The organism is Variovorax beijingensis (assembly GCF_003951285.1).
GTDB classification, from domain to species: Bacteria; Pseudomonadota; Gammaproteobacteria; order Burkholderiales; family Burkholderiaceae_C; genus Variovorax; species Variovorax beijingensis.
Genome location: NZ_RXFQ01000008.1, coordinates 190,543 through 202,874, shown reverse-complemented (window position 1 = coordinate 202,874; position 12,332 = coordinate 190,543). Strand labels below are relative to the sequence as shown.

Below are 12,332 nucleotides of genomic sequence, written 5' to 3'. Positions count from 1 at the left end.
GTCCGGTGCGGCTGTGTCATTTGTTGGCGGGCGAAGCCCACCACGTCGTGACCGCCCAGTCGCCGGCATCGTAGTACGGCGGAATGGTCGGCGGCAGTACGAACGGCGCCGGCCGGTAGCCGATCAGGAACGCGTTGCCGTAGTACTGCGGGATCGAGTAGTAGCCGTTGGAGAGCACACGGTCGAGCACGCGCATGGCCGTGGCCAGCTCTGGCCGCGTGGTGGCCGCCAGCACCTTGCCGACCACCGCGTCCACCGCCGGATCGGCAATGCCCCAGATGTTGGACGAACCCGGCGTGTCGGCCGCCTTGGAGCCGAACAGCTCGAGCAGCTCGCCGCCCGGCGCGCTGTTGCCGGGCAGGCGCAGCGAGGTCATCTCGAAGTCGAAGTTCTGCATGCGCTGCTGCGAGAGCGAGAAATCGACCGTACGGAAGGTCATCTCGATGCCGAGCTTGCGCAGCGCCGTCTGCAGCGGCGTCACGACGCGGATCAGCCCGGGCTGGTCGTTGAGGAACTCGATCGTGAAGGCTTCGTTCTTCGCGTTGCGCAGCGCGCCGTCGCGATAGGTCCAGCCGGCTTCTTCCAGCAGCGCCCTCGCCTTGCGCAGGTTCTCGCGCAGGCTGTCGGGCGGCGCCGTGCTCGGCGGCTGCGGGGCCGGGCCGAACACCTCGGGCTTGAGCTTGCCGCGCAGCGGCTCCATCAGCGCCAGTTCGTCGGGCTTGGGCAGGCCCTCGGCATGGAACTCGCTGTTGGGAAAGTAGCCCTGCACCCGCGTGTAGATACCGTAGAACAGCTGGCGGTTGAGCCACTCGAAATCCATCGCCAGGCCGATGGCCCGCCGCACGCGCGCATCCTTGAACTTGTCCTTGCGGATGTTGAAGACGTAGCCCTGGAAGTCGCCGGGGTTGTGGTTCTCGAAGGCGCGCTTGACGATCTCGCCGCTGTCGAACTGCTTGCCCTTGTACTGGCGCGCCCAGTTGCGCGAGGTGAATTCGCGCATGAAGTCGAACTCGCCGGCCTTCAGGCCCTCGAAGCGCGCAGTCTCGTCCAGGTAGACCCGGAAGGTGATGCGATCGAAGTTGTAGAGCCCCTTGCGCACCGGCAGGTCTGCGCCCCAGTAGTCGGCGCGGCGCACGTAGGTGATGTCGCGGCCCAGGCGGTCGCTGGCCGGCTTGTAGGGGCCCGAGCCGATCGGCATCTCGGTGACGATCTGGTCGAAGGGCTTGCCCCCGCCCCATTGGCGGCTGAAGACCGCCATGCCGCCGATCACCAGCGGCAGTTCGCGGTTCGGGCTCGCGAAGTCGAAGCGCACGACGCGCTCGCTGGTGGCCGTGGCCTTCTTCACTTCGGCGTAGATGGTGCGGAACTGCGGTGCGGCCAGCGGGCCGGTCAGGGTGTTGAACGAGTGCACCACGTCGGCCGCCAGCACCGGCGAGCCGTCGTTGAAGCGTGCCTTCGGGTTCAGGCGGAAGGTGGCCGAAAGGCGGTCGGGCGCCACCTCGACGTCTTCGGCGAGCAGGCCATAGACCGTGGTCGGCTCTTCGGAATTGCCCGTCATCAGGCTCTCGAACATCAGCGAGCCGATGCCCGAAGGCGCCGTGCCCTTGAGCGTGAACGGGTTGAGCTTGTCGAAGTTGGTGGGCCGCGTGGGCGGCACCATCCGGATCTCGCCGCCCTTGGGCGCATCCGGATTCACATAGCTGAAGTGGGTGAAGCCCGGCGGGTATTTGATGTCGCCGAACTGCGCGTAGGCATGGGCGGCCCATGAAGGAGCCGCCGAGAGCGCCAGAAAAAGAAGCAGCCAAACCCGCATGCGAGAATTCTGCCCAAGATTTTCACGAGGCAACTTCATGGGCTTTCTTTCCGGCAAAAAACTGTTGATCACCGGCGTGTTGAGCAATCGCTCCATTGCCTACGGCATAGCCAAGGCCTGTCACGAACAAGGCGCCGAGCTTGCTTTCAGCTACGTCGGCGAGCGATTCAAGGACCGTATCACCGAATTCGCCGCAGACTTCGGCTCCAAGCTTATTTTTGACTGCGACGTGGGCGACGACGCGCAGATCGACAAGCTCTTTGCCGATCTGGCCCAGGCCTGGCCCAGATTCGACGGTTTCGTGCACAGCATCGGCTTTGCGCCGCGCGAGGCCATCGCGGGCGACTTCCTCGAAGGGCTCTCGCGCGAGGGCTTCAAGATTGCGCACGACATCAGCGCCTACAGCTTCCCGGCCATGGCCAAGGCGGCCCTGCCCTACCTCAACGACAAGTCGGCGCTCCTCACGCTGACCTACCTGGGCGCCGAGCGCGCGCTGCCCAACTACAACACGATGGGCCTGGCCAAGGCCTCGCTCGAGGCCTCGGTGCGCTACACCGCGGCTTCGCTCGGCCCCAAGGGCATGCGGGTCAACGGCATCAGCGCCGGGCCGATCAAGACGCTGGCGGCCAGCGGCATCAAGGGCTTCGGCAAGATGCTGTCCGCCGTGGCCGATGCCTCGCCCATCCGCCGCAACGTGACCATCGAGGAAGTCGGCAACGTGGCCGCTTTCCTGCTGAGCGACCTGGCCAGCGGCGTCACCGCCGAGATCACCTATGTGGACGGCGGCTTCAGCAACGTCGTGGCGGGCATGGCCGAGTAATCGATCGGCAGCGGCCTCTTGCTGAACAGACGTTCCCTCCTGCTCGCCGGCCTCGGCGCGCTGGCGGCCCGCGTGGCCGCCGCGCGCGAGGCCGCGCCGGCATTGATGCTGGCCGAGGTCTACCGCCCCGGCATGTCGCTGGACGACTACTGGGTCAGCGAAAAATTCGACGGCGTGCGCGGCTACTGGGACGGCAAGCAGCTGTGGACGCGCGGCGGAGAACCGGTGGTGGCGCCCGCCTGGTTCATCGCGCCGCTGCCCAGGCAGCCGCTCGACGGCGAACTGTGGGCCGGCAGAGGGCAGTTCGCGCATGCGGTTTCCACCGTGCGCAGCCAGACGCCCAACGACACCGCCTGGCACGGCATGCGCTTCATGGTGTTCGACCTCCCGGCCCAGGGCGGCGATTTCACGGCGCGGCTGGCCGTCCTGCGCAAACTGCTGCCAATCACCGATGCGCCGTGGGTGGTGCCCGTGCCGCAGGAGCGCGCAACCACCCATGCGGAGCTGCAGGCCCTGCTCGCCAAGACCGTGAAGATGGGCGGCGAAGGCCTGATGCTGCACCGGGGCGGATCGCTCTACCGTGCCGAACGCAACAACGACCTGCTCAAGGTCAAGACCCACGACGACGCCGAGGCCCGGGTGGTCGGGCACGTGCCCGGCAAAGGCCGGCACAGCGGCCGGTTGGGCGCACTGCTGGTCGAAACTCCCGAGGGCAAGCGCTTCAAGCTCGGCAGCGGCCTGACCGACGCCGAGCGCGAGAACCCGCCCGCTATCGGAAGCTGGGTGACCTACCGCTACAACGGCACCAACCCGGGCGGCTTGCCCAGGTTCGCGCGCTTCATGCGGGTGCGCAGCGACCGGCCCTCCTGAAGCGCGGCGCGCGCCCTCCCCGCTTCCTTGCCGCCTACTGCTTCGACGCGGCCACGCAGTCCGCGTAGTAGCGCTTCTTGCCGGTTTCGTCGACGCGCGCCACCAGGCCGTGGATGTCGGTCTCGAAGCCCGGGCACTGCGAGTTGAACTCGCGCGAGAACCGGAGGTAGTCGACGATCTTCTTGTTGAACACCTCGCCCGGAATCAGGAGCGGAATGCCCGGCGGGTACGGCGTGATCAGGCTCGTGGTGATGCGGCCTTCGAGCTCGTCGATCTCCACGCGCTCGGTCTTGCGGTGCGCAATGTGGGCGAAGGCATCGCTCGGCTTCATGGCCGGCGTGAGGTCGCTCAGGTACATCTCGGTCGTCAGGCGCGCCACGTCGTAGCGTGCATAGAGCTGGTGAATGTGCTGGCACAGGTCGCGCAGGCCCAGGCGTTCGTAGCCCGGGTGCTGCTGGCAGAACTCCGGCAGGATGCGCCACATCGGCTGGTTGCGCGCGTAGTCGTCCTTGAACTGCTGCAGCGCCGTGAGCAGCGTGTTCCAGCGGCCCTTGGTGATGCCGATGGTGAACATGATGAAGAAACTGTAGAGCCCGGTCTTCTCCACGATCACGCCGTGCTCGGCCAGGAACTTGGTCACCACGCTCGCGGGAATGCCGGTCTCGGCAAAGTTGCCTTCGAGGTCGAGGCCCGGCGTCACGATGGTCGACTTGATCGGGTCGAGCATGTTGAAGCCATCGGCCAGTTCGCCGAAGCCGTGCCAGTTGCGCGGCGACTTCTTGTTCTTGCTCTGCTTGCCGTTCTTCTCGCCCGTCATGATCCAGTCTTCGGCGCGGCCAATGCCTTCGTCGACGAGCTTCTCGGGGCCCCAGACCTTGAACCACCATTCGTCCTTGCCGAACTCGGCTTCGACCTTGCGCATCGCGCGGCGGAAGTCGAGCGCCTCGAGGATGCTTTCCTCCACCAGCGCGGTGCCGCCGGGCGGCTCCATCATGGCCGCGGCCACGTCGCAGCTGGCGATGATCGCGTACTGCGGGCTGGTCGACGAGTGCATCAGGTAGGCCTCGTTGAAGAGGTCGCGGTCGAGCGCACGGTTCTGCGAATCCTGCACCAGCACATGGCTGGCCTGGCTGATGCCCGCGAGCAGCTTGTGGGTCGACTGCGTGGCAAACACCAGCGACTCCTTCGGCCGCACGCGGCGCTTGCCCATCGCGTGGTAGGCGCCGTAGAACGGGTGGAAGGCCGCATGCGGCAGCCAGGCCTCATCGAAGTGCAGCGTGTCGACGTAGCCGTCGAGCATGTTCTTGATGGTCTCGGTGTTGTAGATCACGCCGTCGTAGGTCGACTGGGTGAGCGTCATCACGCGCGGCTTGACCTTGTCAGGGTCCACGTCGGCGAGCAGCGGATTGGCCTTGATCTTGGCCTTGATGGCGCTCTGCTCGAACTCGCTCTTCGGAATCGGGCCGATGATGCCGAAGTGGTTGCGCGTGGGCTTCATGAACACCGGAATCGCGCCGGTCATGATGATCGCGTGCAGGATCGATTTGTGGCAGTTGCGGTCGACCACCACCACGTCGTCGGGCGCCACCGTGTGGTGCCAGACCATCTTGTTGCTGGTGCTGGTGCCGTTGGTCACGAAGAAGCAATGGTCGGCGTTGAAAATGCGCGCTGCATTGCGTTCGCTGGCCGCCACCGGGCCGGTGTGGTCGAGCAGCTGGCCGAGTTCTTCCACCGCGTTGCAGACGTCGGCGCGCAGCATGTTTTCGCCGAAGAACTGGTGGAACATCTGGCCCACCGGGCTCTTCAGGAACGCCACGCCGCCCGAATGGCCCGGGCAGTGCCACGAGTACGAGCCGTCTTCCGCGTAGTCGATCAGCGCCTTGAAGAACGGCGGCTGCACGCCTTCGAGGTAGCTCTTGGCCTCGCGGATGATGTGGCGCGCCACGAACTCCGGCGTGTCCTCGAACATGTGGATGAAGCCGTGCAGCTCGCGCAGGATGTCGTTCGGGATGTGGCGCGAGGTCTTGGTCTCGCCGTAGATGTAGATCGGCACGTCGGCGTTCTTGCGGCGCACCTCGCCGATGAAGCTGCGCAGGCTCAGCACGGCGGGATCGAGGTCGGGGCCGACCGTGAATTCCTCGTCGTCGATCGACAGGATGAAGGCGCTGGCGCGGCTTTGCTGCTGCGCGAACTGGCTCAGGTCCCCGTAGCTCGTGACGCCCAGCACCTCGAAGCCCTCCGTCTCGATGGCCTGCGCGAGCGCGCGAATGCCGAGGCCCGAAGTGTTTTCGGAGCGGAAGTCCTCGTCGATGATGACGATGGGGAAGCGAAATTTCATGAGCAGGGCTCCGGACAGGCAATGAGGCGCGAAGTGTACGGAATTCGGATGAAGGATTGGGTCAGGTTTTGACACAGAATGTCGTGCATTCACCAAAGAGGAGAAGTCATGGCGAATTCCACCATCTGGTGGCTGATAGCGGGGGCCGCCGTCGTGCTGGAGTTGCTTTCCGGCACGGTCTACCTGTTGCTGCTGGCGACCGGTTTTGCGGCGGCGGCCATTGCGGCGCACCTGGGCGCCGGCACCGTCGCGCAACTGGTCGTGGCGGCGGTCGTCGGCGTGGGGGCAGTCCTGGTCTGGTATGCGGTCCAGCGCCGGCGCCCGGCCGCTGCGCCCACGGCATCGAACCGCGATGTCAATCTGGACATCGGCGAAATCATTCACGTCGAGGCATGGAACCCTGACGGTACCGCCACCGTTCGCTACCGCGGCGCCCAGTGGACCGTGGTTCCGCGCGCGGGCCAGGCCCCCACCACAGGCGAACACCGCGTGGTCGAGGTGGTCGGCAGCCGTCTCGTGGTCGACAAGACCTGATCAAACAGAACCCTAGAGGAGAAAACCATGGAATTTTCGGTACCCATCATCATCCTGGTCATTGCGATCATCTTCATCAGCCAGTCGGTCAAGTTCGTGCCGCAGCAGAACGCCTGGGTGCGCGAGCGCCTGGGCAAGTACCACGGCACCATGACGCCCGGGCCCAACTTCCTGATCCCGTTCATCGACCGGGTCGCCTACAAGCACAGCCTGAAGGAAATCCCGCTCGACGTGCCGAGCCAGATCTGCATCACGCGCGACAACACCCAGCTGCAGGTCGACGGCATCCTGTACTTCCAGGTGACCGACCCGATGCGCGCGAGCTACGGCTCGTCGAACTACATCGTCGCCGTGACGCAGCTGGCGCAAACCTCGCTGCGCAGCGTGATCGGCAAGCTCGAGCTCGACAAGACCTTCGAGGAGCGCGACGTCATCAATGCGCAGGTGGTCGCGGCCATCGACGAAGCCGCGCTCAACTGGGGCGTGAAGGTGCTGCGCTACGAGATCAAGGACCTGACGCCGCCCAAGGAAATCCTGCTGGCCATGCAGGCGCAGATCACCGCCGAGCGCGGCAAGCGCGCCCTCATCGCCGCCTCCGAAGGCCGCCGCCAGGAGCAGATCAACATCGCCACCGGCGAGCGCGAGGCCTTCATCGCCCGCTCCGAAGGCGAGAAGCAGGCCCAGATCAACAATGCCCAGGGCGAGGCCGCCGCCATCACTGCAGTGGCCACCGCCACGGCCGACGCCATCGAACGCGTGGCAGCCGCGATCCGCCAGCCCGGCGGCGAACAGGCCGTGCAGCTCAAGGTGGCCGAGCGCGCGGTCGACGCCTACGGCAAGGTCGCGGCCGATTCCAAGACCACGCTGATCGTGCCGAGCAACATGACCGAAACCGCCGCCCTCATCGCTTCCGCGATGCGCATGGTCCAGGCCGGCAAGCCGCAGAATCCGGCCTGAGCGACTGCTACAATCGAAGGCTCAGGAGCGGTGGATGAGCGGTTTAAGTCGCACGCCTGGAAAGCGTGTGAGGGTTAATAGCCCTCCGCGGGTTCGAATCCCGCCTGCTCCGCCAGAGAAGTCATAGGTTTCATGCGGGTTTCCAGCCCGTCAGCATGTTTACCCACATCAAACCCATCAATGCAGAAACGCCTTGATGGGTTTTTTGTTGGGAAAGTGCGTTGCCTTGGCGCAACTGGGAGATTGGCCCGGCCCGCTTCGTCTGGCGGTACCATCCAAAGGTTTTACTTTCAAAGCCTGCAAAAGGAGGAGCCTCGATGGCTGGACAGCCCCAAACCGCGCCACCTGGCAAGACGTCGCTCGACAAGACGCTCAAGAAGAGCGAAGAAGTGGCCGCCGATGTGCAGCGGGCCTCGGACAATCTCGCAGTCGTGAACACGGTGCTCGAACAGGAGCTTCCGGACGAAGTTCAGGTTGGCGAAGTGGCGCAGGCCATCGAGCAGACGGGCCAGCTCGAGGCGAAGCTCGCCAGGTCGGCCGAGAAGCTGGCCGAGGTCAACGCGGCGCTGAGCGAGGAAATCGAGAAGCGCCGCGAAGTGACGGCCGAGCGCGATGAAAGCCAGGCGCTGGCCGAAGAGCTCAAGGCAAGGATCCGCTCCGACAACAAGCACTGAGCGCAGCGCCGCGCCAGAACGCGCTGTCCGTATCCCTTCTCCTACGCTGCGGCCGCGTCCGGCACGCTACGCTATTGGTTCTCAGAACGAAACCACGGCATGGCCCTCATCACGTTCCTCGTCGAGGACAACAAGACCATCAGGGACAACCTGGTCCCGGCCCTCGAAGATCTGGTCAATGGCCAGGTCGTCGGCTTTGCCGAAACCGAAACGGATGCGCTCGCCTGGCTCGCCCTTCATCCCCATGACTGGCAACTGCTCATCGTCGACCTGTTCCTGAAGGAAGGCTCCGGCCTGGGCGTGCTCTCGGGCTGCAAGGCACGCGGTCCAGGCCAGCGCGTCGTCGTGCTGAGCAACTACGTCACCGCCGACATCCGCACGCGCTGCGAAGCGCTGGGCGCCGATGCGGTGTTCGACAAGTCGCGCGATCTCGACGCCTTCATCGAATACTGCAACACCGACCGGCCCTCGGGGTTCGCAACCCTGGCCTGAGAAGAGCGACCGGCAGGCACAAAAAAAGGGCCCGAAGGCCCTTTTCTCTTTTGCGCGCCTGGAACAGCGCGCAACCGTCCGCTGATTGATCAGCGCACCACGGCGATCTGCGTACGCACGCCACCCTTGTAGGTGAAGAGCGTCAGCGCGCCGTTCTTGATGTCGCCCTTTTCGTCGAAGGCGATCGGGCCGGTCACGCCCTTGTATTGCACCTTGCCGACTTCGGGCAGGTACTTTTCAGGATCGGCAGAGCCGGCCTTGACCATGGCTTCGGCCAGCACGTTGACCGCATCGTAGACGTACGGTGCGTAGATCTGCACTTCCACGCCGTTCTTGGCCTTGAACTTGGCCTTGAAGTCTTCCAGCGGCTGCTTGAAGTCGCCGTCGACACCGCCGGCTTCAGCGCAAACCACCATCTCTTCGCCGATGGCATCGCCAGCCAGCTTCGGCAGTTCGCCGGTGCACAGGCCGTCGCCGCCCATGAACTTGACGTTCAGGCCGAGTTGCTTGACCTGCTTGAGCATCGGGCCGCCAACGGCGTCCATGCCGCCGAAGAACAGCACGTCGGGCTTGGCAGCCTTGAGCTTGGTCAGGATGGCGTTGAAGTCGGTCGACTTGTCGGTGGTGAATTCGTGGCCGACGATGGTCGCGCCGGCGGCCTTGGCTGCCTTCTCGAACTCTTCGGCAACGCCCTGGCCGTAGGCCGTGCGGTCGTCGATCACGGCAATGTTCTTGCCCTTGAGCGTTTCCACGGCGTACTTGCCCAGCGTGCCGCCGAGCTGCGTGTCGTCGGCCACCACGCGGAACGTGGTCTTGAAGCCTTGGCGCGTGTACTTGGGGTTGGTTGCCGACGGCGAGACCTGCGGAATGCCAGCGTCGCTGTAGAGCTTGGAAGCAGGAATGGTCGTGCCCGAATTCAGGTGGCCGACGATGCCGTTGACCTTGCTGTCGACCAGCTTCTGGGCCACTGCGGTGCCTTGCTTCGGATCGCCGGCGTCGTCTTCTGCCAGCAGTTCGAACTTGGCAACCTTGTCGCCGATCTTGAGGCCCTTGGCATTGAGGTCTTCGATGGCCATCTTGGCGCCGAACTCGTTGTCCTTGCCCAGGTGGGCAATGGCGCCGCTGGTGGGGCCGACGTGGCCGATCTTGACGATCAATGCGTCTGCCGGAGGCGCTGCAGGTGCGGGAGCCGCTGCCGTGGGCGCCGGAGCGGCGGGCGCAGCAGCTTCTTCTTTCTTGCCGCAAGCCACAAGCGTGAGAGCAGCCAGTGCGACCGCAGTCCATTTCAATTGCATGAGAACCTCCAGAACATTGATGAATAAACTAAAAACCGGTCGTGTGATCCGGGCGCGAAGACCTCGCAAGTTTCGCGCCGCAGACCAGCGGCACCCTCCCGCCCGATCGACCTGGCGCGCAGTTTAGCTGAAGCTTTATGCGCCGGAAGCTGGCGTAGACCCTGTGTTTTCCGAGAGCTCGGCGGCCATGGCCTCGATCACCAAAGCACGCAGCACGGCCTCGATTTCCTCTCGCAGCCGAGGCACCATCGCATCGAGTTGCTGTTGCACGGCGGCAGAGACCGTGTCGCTCAGGCGCTCTTCCAACGACAGGTCGACGCGCTGCAGGACGCGATGCAGCAGCTGCTCTTCGAGCCGGACGATCTCGGCCTCGGAGCGCTGCTCGGCCGGAGGCAATGCCACTGCTTCGGCGGGGTCAAGCGCCGGTGGCGGCGCGCTGGCGGGCGTCGCCGCCTCGGCGGCGGCCACGGGCTCGGCCGGCAGGTCGAGCACCGTGGTCAGCGTGGGAACGAACCGGGGCGGCGTACGCAGCGTGCTGGCCATCAGGAAGCGCTCCTTGCAAAGTCGTGCGGCTGGATCGAATAGCCGCGGTCGGCATAGTGGCGCCAGCGCGAACGGCCGATCTGCCGGTCGTCGGCCTCGTTGCTCACGATGTCGACCAGGCGCTCGAAACGCTCGAAGCCGACGGGCACCGTCGGCCCCAGATTCACCAGCATCTCCCGGTGCGCCAGTGCCGCGGCGTCCAGGCCCTCAACGCAAAGAATGACCGGCGAGCGCGCCACCACGTGAGGCTGGGCATCGCCGCGGCAATGCGCGATGAAGTCGCAGGGCGAGAGCTGCCAGAGCGCCGCATCGACCGCCTCCAGCATCTGCGGCTCGCCCACCACGACCACCCGCAAGCCGCGCACGCTCACGGCCTTGCGCACCAGCCGGCAGGCGTAGTTCGCCTTGTCCGGCAGATTGAAGTGAAAGCCGATTTCCGTCACTGCACGGACCGGGCCTTGCGCGCGGCCGCGCCGGACTCCTTGCGCGCCGCCTTCTTGTGCGGTGCCGCCTGGGCCGCGCCGCTGCGCGCGCGTTCCATCAGATAGGAGACCAGCAGGCCCACCGGTCGGCCGGTCGAGCCCTTGGCCGCCCCGCTCTTCCAGGCCGTGCCCGCGATGTCCAGGTGGGCCCAGACGAAATCGCCGGCAAAGCGTTGCAGGAACTTGGCTGCGGTGATGGCGCCGCCGGCGCGGCCGGCCACATTGGCGACATCGGCAAAGTTGCTCTTCAGGCCTTCGGCGTATTCGTCGTCCAGCGGCAGGCGCCAGCAGCGGTCCTGCGATTGCTCGCCGGCCGCCTCGAGCGCCTCGGCCAGCGAATCGTCGCTGGTGAACAGGCCGCTGCGCACGCCGCCCAGCGCCACCACGCAGGCGCCGGTGAGCGTGGCGATGTCGATCACGGCCGCGGGCTCGAAACGCTTGGCGTAGGTGAGCGCATCGCACAGGATGAGCCGCCCCTCGGCATCCGTGTTGAGCACTTCGATGGTCTGGCCGCTCATGCTGGTCACCACGTCACCGGGCTTGATCGCGCGGCCGTCGTTCATGTTCTCGCACGAAGGCACGAGGCCCACCACGTTGATGGCCGGCTGGATTTCTCCAAGGGCGCGGAAAGTGCCCAGCACGCTGGCCGCGCCGCACATGTCGAACTTCATTTCATCCATTTCGGCCGCCGGCTTGAGCGAGACGCCGCCGGTGTCGAAGGTGATGCCCTTGCCGACCAGCACCACGGGCGCCTGGTCCTTGGGCCCGCCCTGATAGCGCAGCACGATGAAGCGCAGCGGCTCGGCCGAGCCTTGCGCCACGGCCGCGAACGAGCCCATGCCGAGTTTTTGCACTTCCTTGGGCCCCAGCACCTCACATTTGATGCGCGGCAGCTTGGACAGGCCCTTGGCGGCCTCCGCCAGCAGGGTCGGCGTGCAGTAGTTGCCGGGGCGGTTGCCCCACTCTTTTGCGAGCTCGATGCCGGAGACGGTGGCACGGGCTTCGTCGAAGGCCCTGCCCACCGCTCCCGCATCGGCCACGCCAAGCGTCAGTTGGCGGATGGTGCGCCCGTTCTCGCCGTTCGAGGTCTTTGCCTTGGTGGTGGTGTAGACGTAGCTGGCGTCGGCGGCGGCGGCCACGGCGCAGCCCACGGCGGTGCCATCGGCCTCTTGCGCGAAGATCATGACCACGCGCTTGGGCCCGTAGGCCTTGGCCGCATTGACCGCCGCAATGACGCCACTGCGCACCGAGGCGGGCTTTCCGTCGCCGACGGCGGCCAGCACCACGCGAGACGCCACCACCTCGTCGGGATGGTAGAGCGAGAGCAGCTTGCCGGCCTTGTCAGGCAGGTCACCGGCCTTGCGGGCGCTGGCGATCAGCGCGGACAGGGGGTCCTTGGCCGTGAGGGGGGCGCTGCCGACGAGCACGATCAGCACGTCGGATTTTTCGGCCGCGGCGCGGGCGACGGTGAGGGTCTTGAGCTGAAAGTCCATAATCCTTTTTTTCCTCGAACG

At 65.7% G+C, this 12,332-nt stretch carries 12 protein-coding genes and 1 tRNA gene; 7 read left to right on the top strand and 6 right to left on the bottom strand.

Going from position 1 to position 12,332, the window contains the following annotated elements:
* Positions 1-16 precede the first annotated feature (16 nt).
* Positions 17-1,813 carry an extracellular solute-binding protein gene (locus tag EJO66_RS16145; protein ID WP_124959585.1) on the bottom strand — a complete coding sequence of 599 codons (1,797 nt, stop codon included), beginning with the start codon at positions 1,811-1,813 and terminating at the stop codon, positions 17-19.
* Positions 1,814-1,850: 37 nt separating this feature from the next.
* On the opposite strand from EJO66_RS16145, the gene fabI reads away from it, so the two are divergent.
* Positions 1,851-2,633 (top strand): enoyl-ACP reductase FabI, encoded by a 783-nt coding sequence (gene fabI, locus EJO66_RS16140; RefSeq protein ID WP_012747844.1) that lies wholly within the window; start codon positions 1,851-1,853, stop codon positions 2,631-2,633.
* A gap of 18 nt (positions 2,634-2,651) precedes the next feature.
* Positions 2,652-3,503, top strand: a complete 852-nt coding sequence (locus tag EJO66_RS16135) for a DNA ligase (RefSeq protein WP_124959584.1) — start codon at positions 2,652-2,654, stop codon at positions 3,501-3,503.
* A 34-nt stretch (positions 3,504-3,537) separates the two neighbouring features.
* Here the strand turns inward: EJO66_RS16135 and EJO66_RS16130 are convergent, their stop codons facing one another.
* Positions 3,538-5,841, bottom strand: coding sequence for an arginine/lysine/ornithine decarboxylase (locus tag EJO66_RS16130; RefSeq protein ID WP_124959583.1), 2,304 nt, complete (start codon positions 5,839-5,841; stop codon positions 3,538-3,540).
* A gap of 108 nt (positions 5,842-5,949) precedes the next feature.
* Between EJO66_RS16130 and EJO66_RS16125 the strand changes: the two genes are divergently transcribed.
* The 5 genes from EJO66_RS16125 (at position 5,950) to EJO66_RS16105 (ending at position 8,498) form a co-directional block, all read left to right on the top strand.
* On the top strand, positions 5,950-6,375 hold the full coding sequence (locus EJO66_RS16125) for an NfeD family protein (RefSeq protein WP_124959582.1): 426 nt from the start codon (positions 5,950-5,952) through the stop codon (positions 6,373-6,375).
* Between the two features lie 27 nt (positions 6,376-6,402).
* Entirely contained in the window at positions 6,403-7,332 is a 930-nt protein-coding gene (locus EJO66_RS16120; RefSeq protein ID WP_012747840.1) for an SPFH domain-containing protein, read from the top strand.
* A gap of 24 nt (positions 7,333-7,356) precedes the next feature.
* Positions 7,357-7,447: transfer RNA gene (locus EJO66_RS16115), tRNA-Ser, on the top strand.
* A gap of 202 nt (positions 7,448-7,649) precedes the next feature.
* Positions 7,650-8,006 (top strand): hypothetical protein, encoded by a 357-nt coding sequence (locus EJO66_RS16110; protein WP_125965592.1) that lies wholly within the window; start codon positions 7,650-7,652, stop codon positions 8,004-8,006.
* A gap of 99 nt (positions 8,007-8,105) precedes the next feature.
* A complete protein-coding gene (locus EJO66_RS16105; RefSeq protein WP_124959580.1) occupies positions 8,106-8,498 on the top strand; it encodes a response regulator in 393 nt (130 codons plus the stop codon).
* An 89-nt stretch (positions 8,499-8,587) separates the two neighbouring features.
* Here the strand turns inward: EJO66_RS16105 and EJO66_RS16100 are convergent, their stop codons facing one another.
* From EJO66_RS16100 to EJO66_RS16085, 4 genes are all read right to left on the bottom strand, one after another.
* Complete coding sequence (locus EJO66_RS16100) at positions 8,588-9,793, bottom strand: branched-chain amino acid ABC transporter substrate-binding protein (protein ID WP_124959579.1); 1,206 nt, start codon at positions 9,791-9,793, stop codon at positions 8,588-8,590.
* 135 nt (positions 9,794-9,928) lie between these two features.
* Positions 9,929-10,336, bottom strand: coding sequence for a hypothetical protein (locus tag EJO66_RS16095; RefSeq protein WP_124959578.1), 408 nt, complete (start codon positions 10,334-10,336; stop codon positions 9,929-9,931).
* On the bottom strand, positions 10,336-10,779 hold the full coding sequence (locus tag EJO66_RS16090; protein WP_125965591.1) for a DNA polymerase III subunit chi: 444 nt from the start codon (positions 10,777-10,779) through the stop codon (positions 10,336-10,338). Before EJO66_RS16090 ends, EJO66_RS16095 begins: the two co-directional genes overlap by 1 nt.
* Positions 10,776-12,311 carry a leucyl aminopeptidase gene (locus EJO66_RS16085; protein ID WP_125965590.1) on the bottom strand — a complete coding sequence of 512 codons (1,536 nt, stop codon included), beginning with the start codon at positions 12,309-12,311 and terminating at the stop codon, positions 10,776-10,778. Before EJO66_RS16085 ends, EJO66_RS16090 begins: the two co-directional genes overlap by 4 nt.
* Positions 12,312-12,332 lie beyond the last annotated feature (21 nt).